General features: G+C 30.9%; 16 protein-coding genes. 3 read left to right on the top strand and 13 right to left on the bottom strand.

All coding sequences use genetic code 11. The annotated features are described in order from the left end of the window. Positions 1–145: 145 nt before the first annotated feature. From EDD60_RS00895 to EDD60_RS00850, 10 genes are all read right to left on the bottom strand, one after another. On the bottom strand, positions 146–625 hold the full coding sequence (locus tag EDD60_RS00895) for a LytTR family DNA-binding domain-containing protein (protein ID WP_066445578.1): 480 nt from the start codon (positions 623–625) through the stop codon (positions 146–148). A gap of 207 nt (positions 626–832) precedes the next feature. Next, positions 833–4,042 (bottom strand): DEAD/DEAH box helicase, encoded by a 3,210-nt coding sequence (locus EDD60_RS00890; protein WP_066445577.1) that lies wholly within the window; start codon positions 4,040–4,042, stop codon positions 833–835. Between the two features lie 90 nt (positions 4,043–4,132). Beyond that, positions 4,133–6,043, bottom strand: coding sequence for a penicillin-binding transpeptidase domain-containing protein (locus tag EDD60_RS00885; RefSeq protein WP_066445574.1), 1,911 nt, complete (start codon positions 6,041–6,043; stop codon positions 4,133–4,135). A gap of 58 nt (positions 6,044–6,101) precedes the next feature. Then, positions 6,102–8,240 (bottom strand): penicillin-binding protein, encoded by a 2,139-nt coding sequence (locus EDD60_RS00880; protein WP_102135695.1) that lies wholly within the window; start codon positions 8,238–8,240, stop codon positions 6,102–6,104. A gap of 5 nt (positions 8,241–8,245) precedes the next feature. Then, on the bottom strand, positions 8,246–8,548 hold the full coding sequence (locus tag EDD60_RS00875; protein ID WP_229105362.1) for a hypothetical protein: 303 nt from the start codon (positions 8,546–8,548) through the stop codon (positions 8,246–8,248). Next, positions 8,535–9,482, bottom strand: coding sequence for a 16S rRNA (cytosine(1402)-N(4))-methyltransferase RsmH (gene rsmH / locus EDD60_RS00870; RefSeq protein ID WP_066445567.1), 948 nt, complete (start codon positions 9,480–9,482; stop codon positions 8,535–8,537). The genes EDD60_RS00875 and rsmH overlap by 14 nt, the downstream gene beginning before the upstream one ends. A gap of 11 nt (positions 9,483–9,493) precedes the next feature. After that, complete coding sequence (mraZ, locus tag EDD60_RS00865; RefSeq protein WP_066445566.1) at positions 9,494–9,925, bottom strand: division/cell wall cluster transcriptional repressor MraZ; 432 nt, start codon at positions 9,923–9,925, stop codon at positions 9,494–9,496. 171 nt (positions 9,926–10,096) lie between these two features. Further along, positions 10,097–11,242: a transglutaminase domain-containing protein gene (locus EDD60_RS00860; RefSeq protein WP_066445565.1), complete on the bottom strand. Its 1,146-nt coding sequence runs from the start codon at positions 11,240–11,242 to the stop codon at positions 10,097–10,099. Positions 11,243–11,839: 597 nt separating this feature from the next. Continuing rightward, positions 11,840–12,007 (bottom strand): 50S ribosomal protein L32, encoded by a 168-nt coding sequence (rpmF, locus tag EDD60_RS00855; protein WP_008790438.1) that lies wholly within the window; start codon positions 12,005–12,007, stop codon positions 11,840–11,842. A gap of 12 nt (positions 12,008–12,019) precedes the next feature. Continuing rightward, entirely contained in the window at positions 12,020–12,541 is a 522-nt protein-coding gene (locus EDD60_RS00850; RefSeq protein ID WP_243646598.1) for a YceD family protein, read from the bottom strand. Positions 12,542–12,684: 143 nt separating this feature from the next. On the opposite strand from EDD60_RS00850, the gene EDD60_RS00845 reads away from it, so the two are divergent. Next, a complete protein-coding gene (locus EDD60_RS00845) occupies positions 12,685–13,836 on the top strand; it encodes a nucleotidyltransferase (protein ID WP_066445563.1) in 1,152 nt (383 codons plus the stop codon). Here the strand turns inward: EDD60_RS00845 and EDD60_RS00840 are convergent. Then, positions 13,823–14,698, bottom strand: coding sequence for a Cof-type HAD-IIB family hydrolase (locus EDD60_RS00840; protein WP_066445558.1), 876 nt, complete (start codon positions 14,696–14,698; stop codon positions 13,823–13,825). The two genes, EDD60_RS00845 and EDD60_RS00840, sit on opposite strands and share 14 nt — an antisense overlap. A 139-nt stretch (positions 14,699–14,837) precedes the next feature. Between EDD60_RS00840 and EDD60_RS00835 the strand changes: the two genes are divergently transcribed. Both EDD60_RS00835 and EDD60_RS00830 read left to right on the top strand, forming a co-directional pair. Then, complete coding sequence (locus EDD60_RS00835) at positions 14,838–15,590, top strand: threonine/serine exporter family protein (RefSeq protein WP_066445554.1); 753 nt, start codon at positions 14,838–14,840, stop codon at positions 15,588–15,590. A 2-nt stretch (positions 15,591–15,592) separates the two neighbouring features. Further along, complete coding sequence (locus tag EDD60_RS00830) at positions 15,593–16,048, top strand: threonine/serine exporter family protein (RefSeq protein WP_066445551.1); 456 nt, start codon at positions 15,593–15,595, stop codon at positions 16,046–16,048. Between the two features lie 31 nt (positions 16,049–16,079). Here EDD60_RS00830 and EDD60_RS00825 read toward each other — a convergent pair whose 3' ends face one another. Beyond that, complete coding sequence (locus tag EDD60_RS00825) at positions 16,080–17,516, bottom strand: C39 family peptidase (RefSeq protein WP_132226113.1); 1,437 nt, start codon at positions 17,514–17,516, stop codon at positions 16,080–16,082. 48 nt (positions 17,517–17,564) lie between these two features. Further along, positions 17,565–19,958 carry a phenylalanine--tRNA ligase subunit beta gene (pheT, locus tag EDD60_RS00820; protein ID WP_066445545.1) on the bottom strand — a complete coding sequence of 798 codons (2,394 nt, stop codon included), beginning with the start codon at positions 19,956–19,958 and terminating at the stop codon, positions 17,565–17,567. Between the last annotated feature and the right edge of the window lies 1 nt (position 19,959).

The following is a 19,959-nucleotide window of genomic DNA, read 5'->3' as shown; positions in this document are numbered from 1 at the left end:
TAAATGGAAATAAAAATATTCATATTTTCTTTATTGAGACAATAAAGAAAATTGCCCTTTGGGCAATCTCTCTCATCTTCTGTACAAGAACACATATAAGACAACAATCTTATCTCCATTTAACAGTCAGTTATTGTCCCCATTTTTATATCTTATGATTTTCTAATCCAATAAAATGTTTATCTTCAATCATCTTATCAAAGCCACAACGATAACGACGACTTGAAACCAAAACATCCTTGTTATCTAAAACCATTCTTCTACGACACCCTCTTTGTTTCTTGTAATAAAGAACATGTCTAACATTTACAATTGTTCTGACATTAATTTGATAAAATCCCATCGGTTCAACAGTTTCTTTTAACTTTGCCATTGTTGTTCCATAAAGTCTAAATACGTCATTTTCCGTATAAGCATAAATCTTATGATCAACAATTTCAAAATAATAAACTGTCAACAATGAAACTGGGTATTTATTTTTATACTCATCATACAACTCAACTTCACCAATTGTTTCTTTAAATTGACTAACCAGCAATTTAGCTAATTTAATATTCTTGGGATGTGTCACCAAACGAATTTCATAATGGTTCATTTTAGCATTTTCGCAATAAACAATTTTCATAATAATTCCTCCTCGCTATACGAAATTTACCTTTTTTAAAATATTTTTCAATATCTAGGCATAAAACAGCCCCTAAAAGGATGAAAACATTCCAAATTTGTCTTTTATTCTACAACTTTCGACAATTGTCAGCACAATAACCCTCTATTTGTACCCTTTTTCGCTACATTTTTGCACTTTTTCATTTAAACAAAAAAAAGACCTCCCTTAGGAGATCTCAAATAACGCTTTCATATCATCAATACTCATAGTAGAAATTTCACCATGATTTCCTTCTACAAAAGTATCAGCTAAATTTTTCTTTTGTTTCTGTAATTCCATAATCTTTTCTTCAATACTATCCTTCATAATTAATGAAAAGACTTGAACCGATTCTTTTTGTCCAATACGGTGAGCACGATCTGTAGCTTGATTTTTAGCCGACATGTTCCACCAAGGATCAAAATGTATAACTGCTTGAGCACTGGTTAAATTCAATCCAGAGCCCCCTGCTTTTAATGAAATCAAAAACAGTGTCGTGTCGTCTTTTTGGAATTGATCAACCATTTCCTTACGTTTTTCTTTTGGTGTACTACCATCTAAAAGATAATAAGAAATATGTTCTTTATGACATTGATCTTCAATCAAATGAAGAACACTGGTAAACGAAGAAAACAATAAAATCTTCTTATGATTTTCTTCTAAAGAATGAATTAATTCCATACATCCTTTTAACTTTGAAGAAGGTTCTTCAGTTATATCATACAACAAGCGCGAATCTTGACATAATTGTCTTAATCTTGTCAACATTGCTAAAATATCAATACGACCTAATTGATTCATATTTAATTTCTCTTGTAATGATTTATTAACTTGAACAAGATTTGCTAAATAAAGTTTTTCTTCATCTTCATTAAATCTTAAGTAAAGTGTTTGTTCAATCTTATCAGGCAATTCTTTTAAGACATCTTTTTTATTACGACGTAAAACAAATGGTGAAATCATCTGTTTTAACTTCTCTTGTTTATCTTCATCATGTTCTTTTACAATTGGTCTTTCAAAATTATCCAAGAAATAAGCATAATGATATAAATAATGTGGCATTAAAAAATCAAAGATTGACCATAACTCAGCTAAAGAGTTTTCTATCGGTGTTCCTGTTAATGCAAAGCGTTGTTTGGCTTTCAGTTTTTTAACACTCATTGCATTTCTTGTTTTAGGATTTTTGATATATTGTGCTTCATCAATAACGACAGTATGAAATTCAATATTATCATATAGCTCAATATCCCTTCTTAAATAATCATAAGATGTAATCACAACATCATAATCAGATATTTGAGCAATTAACTTTTCACGCACAGGTCTTTGTCCATAAATACATAAAACCTTCATATGAGCAGCAAATTTCTCTATTTCGTCTTGCCAATTCAACAACAAGCTTGCTGGCGTTACAACCATATGAGTTCCTTGACTTTTTACACTCTCTAAATAAACAATCATTTGTAAAGTCTTTCCTAGCCCCATATCGTCCGCCAATATACCACCAAATCCATAATGCTCCATCAATCTCAACCATTGATAACCATCTACCTGATATTCTCTTAAAATATCAGTATATTGATCAGGAATATCAAAAGAACGTGGACTTTCAACCAATTCATTTGTCCATTTTTTAAATTCTTCACTTCTAGAATATTGAATAGAAGATTCTTGATTCATAAATTGATCTAATTCAAATAAACGATAAGCCGGAATTTCAACAACTCCATTAACAATATCCTGACTCTTTAATTGAAGTGTTGAAGTTAACTCATCTAATTCTTTAAATTCCTTATTTTCTAAAGAAACAATCTTCCCATTTTTAAGTTTATAAAACTTACGTTTCTTCTTATAAGCCTTTAAAATATCCATTAATTCTTCTTTTTGAACATCAACACTTTCAATATTCATAGATAAAAGCCCATGGTTGATATGAACTCCAACTTGAATATGCATCGCTTGTGATTGTGATAAACCTTTTAAAGCATCAGTCACATAGATTTGACAATAAGTAGAAAGATAAGGCAAACCTTCTTTCATAAATTGATAGGCAAACTCATGATCATATTGCAAATAAATCACATGATCTTCGATATCTTCAATATAAGGTCGTAAATAATCTTCAATTAAATCAGCTTCTTTAGATTTATGTACATTATTTTCATCAAATCCATAAGCAATTCCATCATCATAAATATACTCTAACTGAATACATATTTGATCATCACTAGTCATATCACCATATAAATTAATCAAATTCTCTTGACGATAATCATCAAAAAGCGTTGTCTTTAATTCAATATCGTCCATCAAATCAACCAAGATATATTTATAAAAATCCATCAAAGACTCTTTAGGAACATATAATCCACCACGAGTTTCTAATAATTTTCTAATAAAAGTCATGACTTTAGTCGGTTCATGAAAATCATATTGATATAAAATATCATCTTGCAAAGTATACATTCCATGGCTTGTCATCATCACTTGATCAAATTCTTGATAATCTTTAAAATCCAAAACATAGTTTTTATCTTGAGTCGTTATTTCTAAAGGAATGCGATATTCTTTTTTATCAAAAGCAATATCACAATATGATGAAGGTAAATTATTCATCAAATGATAGAACTCATCTAGGTGTTCATCACTCATAATCAAAGCACGAATCACTCCATTTTGTAAGAGTTGATTTTTTAAAAAACATTTTCTAACAAAGGCAATGATGTCCAATGAATCATCATCAAAAGCATCTTCACTATGAATAAATTCAAAATTCTTGCCATATTTAATACTATCATGATGAACAATTGCATTTAAAAATGTTTCAATATTTTTAACAACATACCCTTGTTCATCATTCATCACTTTTAATACCATCAATAACATATCTTTTTTTCTTTGAACAAAGACTTTGACACGATATTGTTTAGATGATAATGGTATCAAAGATTCTCTTAATAATTGATCTTTATATAAGGTGATTAAATCTAATGATTCTTGTTGTTTTTTAGAAAGAATACGTTCTTTTCTTTGACGTTCTATTTCTTCTAATTTTTTAGCTTTACTTGCTTCATTGTTCATTTCATAGAAATAAGGAAAAGATTGTACATCTAGTTTTCTTAAATAAAACAATATAGCAGCAATATGGCGACAATGTCCATGCATACCACAAGAACAAGTTGCCTGTATAATATCCCCATTATGTGAAATCTTTATAGAGACAATGAATCTTTCATTTTCTTGAGCAATTCTTGCATTCACTCTATAACAACCATTATTTTCATCTAATGAAATTGTCATTCTCTCTAATTGTGAACGAATATCAATAAAACGGCCATAACGATATTCTTTTTCATCATCAACAATCCTTCTAATTTCACGATCTTGTATGTGCACAAAGACTCCCTCCAATCGATTCTTTAATTATATCATAAAAAGGAACCATTGTTGAGATGATTCCTTTATTTTTTATATTCTTAAAGATATTTATGGCTTTTTTCCTAACATGATTTTTACTTTTTGTCCATCTTCAATCTTTTCACCTACACGTGGCAATTGATCAATGACATAATCACCACTTCCTAAAAATTCAAAACCATAATGTTCATTTTTAACTTCTTTTTTTGTTTTGCCTACATAATTTTCAACATCATAAGTCTTAACATCAGTCCAAACATAAGCTTTTTCTCTTTGTTGTGTCACTTTTTTCACATGTAATGCTGGTAATACATCCATGAAAATCTTTCTCGCAATTGGAGCAGCAGTTGTTCCACCATATTGGACACATTTTTTAGGATTATCCATGGCTAGATATAAAACAATTTGTGGATTATCAATAGGCGCAACTCCTAAGAAGGAAAGAATATACCCATTACCAGCATAAGTTCCGTTGATTGCACGTTGAGCAGTTCCAGTTTTTCCGCCTATACGATAACCATCAATATAGGCATTCTTCCCTCCCCCATCAGTCACAACCCCCTCCATGGCATCTCTCACCTTTGCAGAAGTATCACTAGTAATCACTTGACGAATTTTTTCAGGTTGATTTTCAACAACAACTTCATGTGTTTTTGAATTGTAAACTTTGTTAACAATATAAGGTTTGTATAATTGTCCCCCATTTACACAAGCACATACCGCTCTTACTAATTGGATAGGTGTTACTGAAATCCCTTGACCAAACGCGACTGTTGCTTGTTCAACTTCATTAAATTTATCATAATCAAACATAATCCCCGAAGATTCTCCAGTTAAATCAACACCCGTTTTCTTAGTTAATCCAAAATCTTGAATATATTGGTACAAACGTTCCTTCCCTAATCGTCTCCCAATTTCAACAAATCCTGGGTTGGACGAGTTTTGCAAAACTTCTCTAAAAGTCTGTAATCCATGTCCACCTTTTTTCCAAGATTTAATTCTCGCTCCTTTAACAATTTCATATCCTCTATCATAGTACGTATCTTTATCCATATCAAATAACTTTTCATTTAAAGCACTACTAAAAGTAATAATCTTAAAAGTAGAACCTGGTTCATAGGATTTCCAAATCGGTAAATTACGATTATAAATTTGACTGTCGGCATTTTTATAATCATTCGGATCGAAATCTGGTTTTGAACACATCGCAAGTATCTTGCCATTTCGCGGATCCATTGCTAAACATAAGATAGAATCAGGATTATAAGTTGTATAAGCATTGTTAAGTTCTCTTTCAACAACATCCTGAACGCGACTATCAATTGTTAATTCAATATCCATACCATTAGTAGGATAGACATAATCAGCTGGATAAATATTTAAATTTTGACTTTTCGCATTCATATAATAATTAATACTACCATTTACCCCAGATAAATATTCATCATATTTTAATTCCAAACCAACCAATCCTTGATTATCTATCCCTACAAACCCTAGCGTTTGAGCTAAATAGTTCTTATGAGGATAATAACGTAATGTATCTTGTACAAGATAGACACCGGGTAATTTTAAACGATCAATTTGATAGGCTTTTTCTTCAGTTAATTGTCGACCTTCTGGTTGAATACGTTCAACTGAGACTTTCTTTTTAACCTTTTCAAGAATTTTTTCTTTTGAACATCCTAATATTTTAGAAAGCTGATTGGCAGTTGTGACATAATCCTTGACTTGACTGGGAACAATAATCAGTGAAGATGTTGTTAGATTATCAACCAAAACTTTTTGTTGACTATCATAGATTTTCCCTCTTGCTGCTTCTAAAGGGAAACCTCTTTGCCATGATTGTGTTGCTTTCAAGGATAATTCTTCATAAGCATAAAATTGACTATAGCCAAGTCTTATGACAATTGCCATAACAATCAATGTCATTATAATATTGACCCATTTAATTTTCTTTATCATCTTTGAAAAGATCATTGACATCACCATTCAATTATATGTTAAAAACAAAAAAATAGAATTCTTTTAAAGAATCCTATTTTGCATAAACAGTCACTTTTTGATTGTCTTTTAATTTCGTTCCTTTGGTTACACTTTGTTTATAAATTGAACCAACACCTTCAAATTTTAAATCTATATTTGCCATCGAAGCAAAGGCCTCTGCTTCTTTACGCGACCATCCTTCCATTGAAGGCATTGTTATATTTGTTCCATTCGTTTGTAAAAAGACTCGTGATTTACTTGAAAGTTCTGTCTTAGCTTTTGGATATTGATCAATTACCGTCTTACCATCACCTATTGTTAGTGGTGATAATTGATGACTTGTAAGGATTTTTTTAGCAAAATCAACACTTTGATTCAAATAAGAATCTAAGACAAATGTTGAAGTTTCCACTTTTTTCACTGGTTGTTCATTGATTTTATTCAAAGCTGCACGCACAACACCATTAACAACTTTCGCTGAATTAACAGCACTACCAGCATAACTTTGATACCATAACACAACAACAACTTCAGGATCATCATAAGGTGCTAAACCAACAAAACTGTTTGTATAGTAATTAGAACGATATCTTCCATCCTTTGCAACCTGTCCAGTCCCAGTTTTCCCAATCAAACGAATATCATCCATATGATAAGGATATCCAGTACTTCCTTTTAAATTGACAACTCCGCTTAACAAATCACGCATTTTCTTCACAGTACTTGTTGAATAAATCTGTTTTGAATATTGCGTTTTGGCTTGATAAACATTTTCTTTTGTTTCACTATTCACAACTTTTTCGACAAGATAGGGTTCAACCATTTTACCATCATTAGCAAATGCACTATAACCTCGCATTAATTGTAACCCAGTGAACGTTGATCCTTGACCATATCCAGTGGTTAAATATTCAACCAGTCTTCCGTCATTATTCTTATAACCAGCAACCCCAGAACCTGTAGGTAGACCGTCAACCTCACCAGCTTTAAAGAAGCCTAAATCTTCATAATCCTGTAATAAAGACTCTTTGTCTGTAATCTTCGTTAACATATTACAAATTGCTGTATTACTTGAATAATAGAAACCTTTTTCATAACTGATTGTTCCCCATCCTTCACCTTTATTCCAGTCTCTAATAGGTTTTAGTTTTTTATCATAAACAAACTTACCAGATGGATAAGTACTCTTAAGATTTAAACGTCCATCATTTAAAGCATTTGCATACACAAAAGCTTTGAAAACAGAACCTGGTTCAACAGCTTCATTTAAAAATAAGTCTACATAATTTTTCATATCTCGCTTATTAGGATCAAATGATGGATAATTTGTAACTGCTAATATTCTTCCTGTCTTCGCTTCCATAATTGCACATGTTGCTTTATCGGCTTTTTGTGCTTCAATAAGCTTTTTCATTTGTAAATCCATTTCTGTTTGAATATCAGTATCAATTGTCAAATAAACATCATTTCCAGCAACAGGAGCTGTTTCACTAATAATTCCATTAGGTAAAATATAATTATTATTGTCAGCCAAATAAATCTTTTGACCATTGGTTCCAGTCAACTCATCATTATAAGTTTTTTCAATTCCCATTTGACCAACAATAGATTGAGTTGTTTTACTTTCTAGTTCTTCAGTTAAAACCTGAGCATACCCAACTTCATAAGAAGCAAAATCACCATAACGATAATTTCTTGATGTCAGTTCAGTAAACTCTAAACCTGGTAAATTCAATGCATCAATCTTATCTTTAACCAAAGCTGAAAGATTATTTCCATAACTTCCAAATTCAACTTGATAAGTATTCTTATTTAAACGCTCTAAAATCTTATCTTCATCCATTTTAATAATAGGAGCTAATTTTTTAGCTGTTTCTTTTTTATCAACAACATAAGCTGGTTTTTTATCCGCTGTTAAACGCGTCTTTGACAAAACCGCATATAGTTTATATTTTTTCACGTCACTTGCGATGACTTCATTATCACTCGAATAAATTGTTCCACGCTTGGCTTGCAAAGTTTCTACCTTTTGCCCACCACCACGATTTTTAGCATAATCTTTGATATCATTGCCGCTAACAAGATGCTTTCCTGTTACTCCCAAAAACACGACATTAAATACCAATGCAACAACAACAAGTGCAATGATGCATAATACAATCTTTGCACTTTGATTACTATTCTTTTTCATTGTCATTACTCTCTAGGTACTCCAACAACTGCAGCAGTTGCGGTACTTTGTTTATATTTATATCCCTTTTCTTCAGCAATAGATTCGATACGTGAAAATGAAGCTAATTCTAATTTCTTCATATCTAAACCATCAATATCTGATTCAATTGATGCAATTTGTTTTTCTAATTTTGCACAATGAATATTCAATGTTGATTCATATGAATTTAATGCGACAATACCTAATACAAATACAGCAAAACTAAACATAAACAGACGTCTTGAAAATCTGACAAATCTTGTTTCTTTTTTCTTATTTTTCTTCATCCTCATATATCCTTTCTATAATTCTTAATTTAGCTGAATGCGAACGATGATTTTCATTCAATTCTTCTTCACTCGCAACAATTGGTTTTCTTGTTATTTTTTGAAATTTTGGTTTTAAATAATCAGGAACAATTGGCATTCCCATTGGTAAATCTGGTTGCTTCGTCACTTCTTGAAATGTATATTTACAAATCTTATCTTCTAGTGAATGGAAAGTAATCACTGCAACACGTCCATGAACATTTAATAAATCCAAAGCATCATCTAATGCCTTTTCAAAAACATTTAATTCATCATTCACAGCAATTCTCAATGCTTGAAATGTTCTTTTCGCAGGATGACCACCTTTACGTCTTGCCGGAGCAGGAATAGCTTCTTTAATAATATCCACAAGTTCAAAAGTTGTTTCAATTGGTTTTTCTTGACGATGTCTTTCAATGGCTCTTGCAATTTGTTTAGCAAATTTCTCATCAGCATATTTATATAAAATCTTAACAATATCTTGATACTCATATGTATTCACTAATTCATAAGCACTAAATGCTTGATTTCGATCCATACGCATATCTAATTTTGCATCATAGTTATAACTAAAGCCTCTATCTCCATCATCAAACTGAGGTGAAGAAACACCTAAATCAAAAACAATCCCATCAACTTTATAAACCCCTAATTTTGCAAGTTCACTTTTTATATTCTTAAAATTTGAATAAATAATTGTAAAGTGATCTGAAATTTGGCTTAAACGCTGACTAGCTGCTTCAATCGCAACTTGATCTTGATCAAAACAATAAAGATGACCTGATGTTAATCGTTTTAAAATCTCCTGGCTATGTCCTCCACCACCAAGGGTACAATCAACATAAATCCCATCTTCTTTAATATTTAATCCATCAATTGTTTCGTTCAATAAAACACTCACATGATTAAACATAACGCTCTCCTTTACAATTCATATTCATCTAAATCTTCTGAAATTTCATCAAAACTATCTTTATTATCATCATAGAATTGATCCCATGCTTCACTATTCCATATTTCGACATGATCACCAACACCAACAATGACACATTCTTTTTCTAAATGACCTTCTTGTCTTAAAACAAGAGGAATATTAATTCTTCCTAACTTATCAAATTCACATTCGCTTGCTCTTGAAGTGACTAAACGGATAAAAATACGGGTACTTTTCTTTTTCTGTGGCAAAGCTTGAAGTTCTTCATAATATTTTTCCCATCCTTGTTGTGTATATAATGCTAAACAACCATCATTTCCACGTGTTACATATACACATTCACCACATTGATTACGCATTTTAGCAGGAATACTTAGCCTTCCCTTTGCATCAATGTTGTGCCTAAATTCACCAAAGAACATTCAAAATCACCCACTTCTTAACATTTTTATACATCTTTTAACACTTCATACCACCATTATATACCAAGAAAGAAATCTTGTATATAAAAATCGTGCTCCATTTTTTTATTTTATGCACAAAAAAAGTGACTATTTCTAGCCACTTAACACTCTTTTTCCAATATTTATCAATTAATAATACAATTCAATCACTTTCAGCTCATCTAAACATGCATATCTTGTGTTATCACTCCAACAACCGTTTTTCTTAAGTTGTTCATAAGCTAAATAATCTTTTGTTAATCTTTTTTTCAAACGATTATACACACTTTGACTTCCACACTTCACTTCAGCCACACGACTTTTATTTTTTAACCCTAATTGAATCGCATTGCTAACGATATTTTCATTATAGCTTTCCATATAAATATGATTATCTTTAAAATAGCTTACTGAAGGATTTTTTGTTTTTTCATAAAAATCATCAGTTGTATAACAACGTAACATATCATCACTATCCATCATAAAATATGCATAACATGTATGCGCACCATATTTATTCGCATCATCACCCCAAGTAGGATCACAATAATAATAGTCATCATTTATTTTAACCATATTCCATGCATGCCCTTCATAACCTGGACTATTTTCTGTTTCAATTTTTGAATCACCAACAATATAACTACATGGAACCCCTACTTGATTCATTAATAATTGGTAAGCGCGCGCATATCCTGCACACACTGTTTCATGTTCTAACAATGCCCCAATAACATCTTGGTCCTTTCCTTTTCGTTCAACATATTTCGTATTTTCAATAATATAATCATAAATCACTTTTGCCTTTGTCAAGTCATCTTTTTGACTCTTAGCTTTTTCAACGACTTCAGCAGTTATTTTTTTGAGTTGTGAATTTTTTGATTCAACTTCATTTTTGTTCATCACAAAACGTGGATAGAAAGTTAGCGTATCTGTTTCTTTGACATATTCATATTCACCATCGATATAATATAATTCTGGATGATCATTAAATATATAATTTAAAATTACCGTAATCTGTTCTGTATTTGTTTCTTTGACATCAATTTCATCTTTAAAAGTTGCCATTGCAAAATACATACGTTTATAAGTATCTTTATCTTTTGCATTCAGTTTTGAATAATAATATTGATAATGTTTATCCTTAGCATAAATTTCATCAATTAAATCATTTTGTGTTTCTAATTGAACATCATTCCAATAGCTGATTCCAACAACACCAATTGTTATACCAATAACAGCACTAAATATTAATATTAAAACTTTTTTCAAAATCGAATGTTTTTTTTCTCCCATATTCTTTCCCTCACTTCTGTCTATATCATATCAAAGCTAACAATAAAAATAAAGAGCGTTTTATTTTTGTTTTACTATTCTATACTTCTCGATTATCCCTTTCAAAAAATATTTTCATAAAAATAGCGATAAATTTACAGAGTTAATCTCTTTCAATTCATAATATTTACTTTTTATCATCCATAAAAGAAAGTAATGATTAAAGCTCCGCCCAATACTAACCTTGATACTATATTGTTTCTATTGAATCTAAAATTCAATTACCAGAAAATAATAAACTTTATATTGACGATATCAAAACTAAAGAAAACCACAAAATTGAACAAAGCATAAAAAAACTGTGATTTGTTTAATGATATGCTTGGAATATTTACTTTTCTCTATACCATTAATAAAGATTTAAGTTTAAAATCAAGATATATCTTTAAAAATGAAGATAACTATACAATAACCAATGATAAAGAAAGTCTCATGAGTATCTATGCTTTCACTAATGAAAAATAAATCTATAATACAAAAAACGCTCAATATACACAAATATGTATATTAAGCGTTTTCCAATACAAATAAAAAAAGCCCTTGAATAAGGGGCAGTTTTTATAACACTTTTTGTCCGTTGTAAGTTCCGCAATGTTTGCATACTCTATGAGATAATTTGTATTCTCCACATTCAGGGCAAACAACTACAGCTGGTACTGTTAATTTGTCATGTGTTCTTCTTTTGTTTCTTCTCGTTTTTGAAACTCTTCTTTGTGGTACTGCCATAGGTACACCTCCTTATTCTTTATCCTTAAAATAATCTTTAAGTTTCGCTAAGCGAGGATCTATATAATCCTCATCCTCACGTTCGTCCTCTTCGTTTAATACTTTCCAACCATTGCCTTTGGTTTTCAAAGTTGCACCATCCTTGACGACGCGCATTGGGACATCCATCATGATTTCTTGGAAAATCACTGGTGTCAATTCAACAGTATCTCGCTTCACTTCGATGACATCTTCATCATCTTGCGGTTTATAGAAAGCAAAGATAGCAGTCGAATCAATTTCAAATGGATAATCCACATCTTCTAATGATACGGCACATGGTAGAATCATTTGACCTTTGACTTTAAAATCAACGTATAACTGACGATTTTTCGTGTCCAAGCTTCCATGCCCAGTCACATGTACATCTTTCAAACCATTGATTTGAGATAAGTTGTGGAACATCTCAGACGGAAAACTTAGCGTTTCGTCGAAATCAAAACAACCATCTTTTTGTTTTACTATCCATTGTAAATTCCACTTCAAAAAAATCACCCTTTACACCGCATAGCCAATTATATATAAAACTCTTAAATATGTCAATCGAATTTTACAATTTTCAATGAATATTTCACTTCTTTTCATCAAAACTATTCATAATAACAAAACTATGGTAAACTAACACAAGAGGTGATTACATGAAAGTACTAGGAATTGTTGTTGAATACAATCCATTTCATAATGGACATATCTATCATATTCAAAAAGCAAAACAAATTGTGAAGCCTGATTATACAATTGCTGTTATGTCATCTTCATTTGTTCAAAGAGGTGAACCAGCAATTATTGATAAATGGACACGTAGTCATTTGGCTATTGAATTTGGGGTTGATTTAGTTATTGAACTTCCTTTCGTTTATAGTTGTCAAAGTGCTGATTATTTTGCTAAGGGGGCAATTGATTTATTACACGCTATTGGTATCACTGATTTGTGTTTTGGAAGTGAAGATGGACATATTGAAACATTTATCGATATTGCCAATGCTATTCATGCTCATCAAGAACTATATGATTGTTATGTCAAAAAAGCCATGAAGGAAGGACTTCGTTATCCAGATGCCTGTAATCAAGCACTCATTCAAATTATGCATAAAGAAGTTCGTACTCCCAATGATTTATTAGGATTAAGCTATGTCAAAGAAATCATTAGCCATCACTATCCAATCACTCCCCATTGCTTTAAACGTACCAATGATTATCATGATACTCACTTACAACAAATCGCCAGTGCCACATCAATCCGTCAAGCAATTGCCAAACATCAGGATTATCAAGAAGCATTACCACATCCTGAACTCTATCAAAATGAATGTTATTTTCTTAAAGACTATTTTCCTTATTTAAAATACCGTCTTTTAACAACAACCAAAGAAGAACTCAAACACATTCATTTGGTTGACGAAGGATTAGAGAATACCATGCTTCATGCCATTACTTATAGTCATTCAATGGAAGAATTTATCAATCATTTACTTTCTAAACGTTATACCCTTCCACGTATCCAACGCATGATTATTCACGTTTTAATGAATAATCAAAAAGATGAAATAAAACAAGCAATGAATATCGATTATCTACGTATCTTAGCTATGAATGATCAAGGAAGGCATTATTTATCATCAATTAAAAAAACATGTTCCTATCAGATTGTTACTAATCTTTCAAAGTTTTCTCACCCTGCTTTAGATATTGAAATCAAAGCGACCAAATTACTTTCTCTATTATCAAAGGATAGTGAAAAAATAATAAAAAAGGAATATGCTCACATTCCTTATATTAAAGCAAATTAAGTTTTTCTAAAATTTCAAGACCTTTTTTAACAGCACCTTGCTCACAAGTTTTATTCAGTGAGTAAGTTGCTTTTTGTTTAGCTTCTTGGACTGCATTCCCTGGCGCAAATGAATAAGGAAAATCAAGTAAACTGATATCATTCAATCCATCTCCAAAAGTAGCAACTTCCTCAATTGATAATCCTCTTTGTTTGAGTACTTCTTTTAACATACTTCCTTTATCATGAATATCACTTGTAATCTCAATATTCTCACCAAAAGAAGATGAAACATGAAGATGTTCAATATCATCAAACAAATGTCTAACATTAGAAACATACTTTGCATCAATATGTCTTGCATCAATCTTTAGTGGTAAAGCACCTTGAAGATATAAATCATCAATAGATTGCACTTCATGAACATTTTTCAAATATCCTTCTCGAGTAAAAAAAGCTGCCTTAGGTAACTGAGACTCATCATCTACTCCACGAGCTTTCTTTAAAAGTTCAACATGTCTAGAAAAATACTTTTCTATATCTTCAAAAATATATTTTCCTTTTTGGGTATGAACTGAAATATGATAATGATAACTCATTAAAATATTCATAACTTTTTCAAAAGCATCTCTTTCCATTGGATAATAATGGTTCACTTCTCCATTATATGTTCGATACTGAGTTCCATTATTTAAAATCATAGGATTATAGATGTCATACTTTTGACAAATATCCTCTACCATCCAATAATCTCTCCCAGTTGCAAACATCAATTCAACACCTTTTTTCTCTAATTCTTTAATTTTTTGATAACTCTCATAATCAAATTCATTATCATATTTTAATAGTGTTCCATCTAAATCACTTACAATTAATTTAATCATCAACCCACCCCTTATAATTATCATATTGTACCACATTTTCTTTGAAATAAAAGGTTTTACAAAATCAGAAAAAATTCTTTATCTTTATCCATTCTTACGTTATATTATATGATATATATGTTTATTGCGAGGTAAAATTATGAATGATTTAGAAACATTAACAGCCATTAATGAAATTGGTTATTTATTATTAAAACATGGTGCCGAAATCTATCGTGTCGAAGAATCCATACAAAGAATGTGTGAAGGCTTGGGTTTTCATGATGTTGAAGTTTTTGCAATACCTTCTTATTTTACATTATCATTAACTTTACATGACGGAACTCCTTATCATTCTTCTAAACGTTCTCGTACAAATCGTATCCATCTCGATCATCTTTATGAATTAAATTGTCTTGTTCGTCAAATCAGTAATCAAGAATTAACTTTAGAACAAATCAATCAAAAGATTCACTATATTAAACATCAAAAACTTAATTTTCAATTGATTTTAATTGGTTATATTGTTTCAGCTGCCATGTTTTGTGTATTCTTTGGTGGTGGATTTAATGAAATGATTGTATCGGCAATTATTGGTTTTGTTTTATATTATTTTATTTATTTGATGGAATTATTAAATATGAATACAATTGTAAGAACGATTTTATCAAGTATGGTTCTTGCTAGTATTGCGATTATTGCTCATAAAATAAATATCATTAATGATCAACAATCTGTTATTACTGGGACTTTAATGTTGCTGGTTCCAGGAATTGCGATTACGAATAGTTTAAGAGATATTATTGGTGGGGATTTTGTGAGTGGCTTATCACGCATGATTGAAGCTATCTTGATTGCAGCCAGTATTGCAATTGGAGTTGGGGTCATGATGATGTTATTGAAGGGAGCATAAAAATGGAAGAATTTATTCAATGTTTATCGGCCTTTGTTGGGTGTTTTGGATTTACTTTTATCTTTAGAATTCATAAAAACATGAAATTTGCTTTTGTTGGTTCACTCGTGGGTACTTTAGGTTGGATCATTTATTTAGCCACAAGATTTCTACACAATATCTTTCTACAAAGTTTCATTGCTATGTTATGTGTCGCTTTACTTGCTGAAATGATGGCAAGAATCTATAAAGCCCCTGCGACTATTTTTATTATTGTTGGTTGTTTCCCATTAGTTCCCGGAAGTGGTATCTATTACACAATGCTTTATGCGGTACAAGGGATGAATGATTTATTTATGGAAAGTTTTCTATCTACTTTAGGAATTGGTATTTCATTAGCTCTAGCAATCTTGATTTCTTCAACGACTTTACAAGTTTATAAACGAATTAAAAACAAAGATTATGCAACTGTAGAATAAAAAGGAAGATCACAAAAATCTTCCTTTTTTACTATTCTTTATTTTCAATCATCAAAGCTTGTGCTCCCATACTTTCAAAAGCTTCACGAAAAGCCTTAATGCTATAACGAACTTGCCCTATTAATGGGTCATTGATAATGACATTGTTTTTATCATATCCCACCAATAACATGCAATGTTCAGAAAGTGGAAAGTGATATTGCTCATCGGTATACTTTCCAGCTCTTGTTTTAATGTACCAACTTTTTGTGCCTGAACATTTCACATTCATCATTGAGGCTGTTGCCCAGATTTGTATAGGATGCCCTTCACTTACTTCATAAAGGAGTTTTTCAACACTTTCACCTATCAAACTTCTAACCTGATGTTTTCCTTCTTTCTTTGAAATCAAGCGATTCACAACATCCACCATTGGCTTCGCATAAATACCATATCCCTCATGAACCATACTTCCTGTAAAAGCTTCATTAGGGTTAGCTCCATAAAGACGACCATTATGTCTTTGCAAAGGAATCGTTGGAATACTTTTAACAACTTCAGCCATTTTATAATGATAACCATAATATTGTAAAAGCATTGTTGAACTTGCTGCTTCACAGCCATTATAATAACCAGGATTCTGTAAAATCATTGGAACCTCTTTGATTAAATAAGATGAATCAATCACATAGATTTGTCGCTCTTTTTGAGTTTGATTTTTGGCTTGATCTTGAACACTATATAAAACAGTATAAATTCCTTTTTTATTAGTATCCACCTGACCCTTGACTTGAATTTGATTGGTTATATTACCATCAACATTATCTTTCGCACTCACATCTTTTAAAGGTAAAAAACTTTCTCCAATTTGAAGAATCTTATCTTCAACATGGCTTAAAACTGGAGCTTTCTTATCAACAACGTGCATCTTGATATTTTGTGTAACTTGATTACCAGATGCATCACTTGCCTTCACTGTAATTGTATACTCACCTAATTGATTGATATCTAAATTTTGAGTTTGAATATCGGTTTGACATTTTCCTGTGGAATTATCTGTAACCTGAATATATTGATTAATGTCAAAGTCAGCTTGCTGATAAGCAATTTTATCATCATATTCTATTTCTGGTGGCGTTGTATCTTGAACAATTAATTTTATAGAATAAGTCTTATTTTGATAAGTAATAGCCCCTTGATATTTACCTATATGAATAAATTCTTTTTGCTGATCAAGATAAGTTAAATCCTGAAAGTTAACTTTTATTTTTTGATTGATTTTTTCTCTTTCAGCTGAAGTAAAAAAGTTTAAATCAAAATAATCCTTTGCCTGAAAATCAAGTTTTGTTCCTACTTCAAGAGTATAAATACCTTGATTTTTTAAATGAATATGTTGTCTTTGATAATAAATAAAACCAAAAATTGCAATGATAATCATACCAGTAACTAATAATAAGATTTGCTTTAAATTTAATTTCTTTCTATCCATAAATTCTCCATTTGTTATTGCAAAGAAAAAGAGACAATGTCTCTTTTATTATGCACGCAAATGAGCATTATATTCTTTTGCAACGACAGCAAGAATATTTTCCATAACTTCATTAATTATAGCATCTTCTAATGTCTTTGTAGTATCTTGGAAAGTTAGTGTAATAGCAACTGATTTCTTTCCTTCTTCAATATGTTCTCCTTCATAAATATCAAAGATCTCAGTTTTTGAAATCAAACGTTTACTAGCTTTTTGAATAGAACGCACAACATCATATGTTGGAATATCTTTATCCATAACAAGTGCAATATCTCTATTGACAGAAGGATATTGTGGAATAGCTGCAACTTTTAATGCTTTTGTCTTTAAGTTTAATAGAACTGATAAATTCAATTCAGCAACAACTGTTTCTCCTTTAATATCATATTTCTTAGCTTTTAAAGGATGGATTTGTCCAATAACCCCAACAATCTCTTTTCCCATCTTGATATAACCACTTCTACCCGGATGGAAATCTTTGTTATCAGCTTCAACTCTTACTAAGCTATAACGTGATTCTTCAATACATAATTTTTTAAATAAAGTTTCAACAAAACCTTTCACGACATAGAAATCAACTTTACGATGAATGCCTGCCCAAGGTACACTATGATAAGTTCCATTACATGCAATCGCTAAAGTTGTGATTTCATCTTTGGCATAAGTGTTAGAAATTTCAAAGATACAAACATCTTTACATGCATGTGATTGATTATAATTAATCACTTGTAATAATGAAGGGATGACTGATTTTCTTGTCACACTTCTTTCTTCTCCTAGTGGAGACATTAATTTCACTTGTTCATCTAATGGATGGAATAAGTTAAAATCATTGACTGTTGAAGGTGAAGTCAGTGTATATGTTAATGTTTCATGTAATCCTAAATCAACAAGAACATCTCTTACAAATCTTTCATTACTTTGTTTTGGTGTTAAATTTCCTTTTGTCATTTCCATTAATGGTAATGATGAAGGGATATTGTCATAACCATACATTCTTGCAACTTCTTCAATTAAATCAGCAGCCATTGTTATATCATTACGATATGTTGGAACAACAACTTCAAATATTGTATCTTTTAATGTATAAGTAAAACTTAAACGATCAAAGATGTCTTTGATTTCATCAACAGTAATATTCATACCTAATAAACCATTGATTTTTTCTTGACTAACAGTGACTTTCTTTTCTTCAATGTTCAAATCAGTTGAAACACTCTTATAAATTTCACTTGCATCAGCTTCTTGTACCAATAAATCAGCACAACGATCTAAAACATGTAAACTATTAGCAGTATTTAAAGCTCCTTTGATATAGTGTTGAGAAGCATCTGTTAATAAATTCATACGACGTGCGGTATTTCTTAAAGTTGGACCATCAAAAGTTGCTACTTCAATAACAATATTTTTAGTATGATCATCAATCTTTGTATCATTACCACCCATAACACCTGCAACACAACCAATCCCATTATCTGTTGAAACAATAATATCTTCTGGTAATAATTCATATTCTTTTTCATCTAAAAGCACAGCTTTTTGATGGAAACCAGTTTTAATGACAAATGTTTTTTCTTTTAATTTGTCATAATCATACATATGAATAGGTTGTCCTGTTTCTAACATCACATAGTTAGCAATATCAACAATGTTGTTAATAGGTTTAATTCCACTTGCTAATAAATGATTTTTTAACCAAGCAGGTGATTCTTTTGTTTGAACACCTTTGACTAATTTTGCTCCAAAGAATGGACATAAATCAGTTTCTACAACAACCTTGATATCACTTTCTAATTCATTATATTTTTTAACTTCTGGTAATTTCACTTGACGATTTAAAACCGCAGCTACTTCATAAGCCAGAGAAGTCATTGCCATACAATCACTACGATTTGGTGTTAAACCAATTTCTAAAATAACATCTTTTAATCCCATATAAGATAATGCTTCTTCACCAATTGGTGCTTCATCATCTAAAACATGAATTCCCGCTTTATCTTCTTCTTTTAAAAGACGTGCATCTAATCCAAGTTCAGCAATTGAACAAATCATTCCATTTGATGCTTCACCACGGATTTGACCTTCTTTAATCTTAAATCCCTCACCTAAATTACATCCAGGTAAGGCAACAATAACTTTTTGTCCAGCAGCAACATTTGGTGCTCCACAAACAATTTGAGTAACCTCTCCAGGTTTTACTTCCACTTGACAGACATTTAAATGATCACTATCAGGATGAGGATAACATTCTTTAACATAACCAACAACTAATTTATCACCATGTGCAAGTTCATGCATTCCTTCCACTTCTAATCCAATACGTGTAATCTTTTCTGCAAGAGCAGCAGGATCTTGATCACTAATATCGACATATTCATTTAATAATTTTAAACTCGCTTCCATT

The organism is Longibaculum muris (genome assembly GCF_004343035.1).
Classification (GTDB): domain Bacteria; phylum Bacillota_I; class Bacilli_A; order Erysipelotrichales; family Coprobacillaceae; genus Longibaculum; species Longibaculum muris.
The sequence above is the reverse complement of the archived record's forward strand: the minus strand, read 5'-3'. Positions and strand labels throughout refer to the sequence as shown.

Bases quoted from the DNA above. Each gene is read 5' to 3' on its own strand.
- EDD60_RS00895 (WP_066445578.1), bottom strand. From the start codon at position 625: ATGAAAATTGTTTATTGCGAAAATGCTAAAATGAACCATTATGAAATT.
- EDD60_RS00885 (WP_066445574.1), bottom strand. From the start codon at position 6,043: ATGATCTTTTCAAAGATGATAAAGAAAATTAAATGGGTCAATATTATA.
- EDD60_RS00880 (WP_102135695.1), bottom strand. From the start codon at position 8,240: ATGAAAAAGAATAGTAATCAAAGTGCAAAGATTGTATTATGCATCATT.
- EDD60_RS00875 (WP_229105362.1), bottom strand. From the start codon at position 8,548: ATGAAGAAAAATAAGAAAAAAGAAACAAGATTTGTCAGATTTTCAAGA.
- rsmH (WP_066445567.1), bottom strand. From the start codon at position 9,482: ATGTTTAATCATGTGAGTGTTTTATTGAACGAAACAATTGATGGATTA.
- mraZ (WP_066445566.1), bottom strand. From the start codon at position 9,925: ATGTTCTTTGGTGAATTTAGGCACAACATTGATGCAAAGGGAAGGCTA.
- EDD60_RS00860 (WP_066445565.1), bottom strand. From the start codon at position 11,242: ATGGGAGAAAAAAAACATTCGATTTTGAAAAAAGTTTTAATATTAATA.
- rpmF (WP_008790438.1), bottom strand. From the start codon at position 12,007: ATGGCAGTACCACAAAGAAGAGTTTCAAAAACGAGAAGAAACAAAAGA.
- EDD60_RS00845 (WP_066445563.1), top strand. From the start codon at position 12,685: ATGAAAGTACTAGGAATTGTTGTTGAATACAATCCATTTCATAATGGA.
- EDD60_RS00840 (WP_066445558.1), bottom strand. From the start codon at position 14,698: ATGATTAAATTAATTGTAAGTGATTTAGATGGAACACTATTAAAATAT.
- EDD60_RS00835 (WP_066445554.1), top strand. From the start codon at position 14,838: ATGAATGATTTAGAAACATTAACAGCCATTAATGAAATTGGTTATTTA.
- EDD60_RS00830 (WP_066445551.1), top strand. From the start codon at position 15,593: ATGGAAGAATTTATTCAATGTTTATCGGCCTTTGTTGGGTGTTTTGGA.
- EDD60_RS00825 (WP_132226113.1), bottom strand. From the start codon at position 17,516: ATGGATAGAAAGAAATTAAATTTAAAGCAAATCTTATTATTAGTTACT.
- pheT (WP_066445545.1), bottom strand. From the start codon at position 19,958: ATGGAAGCGAGTTTAAAATTATTAAATGAATATGTCGATATTAGTGAT.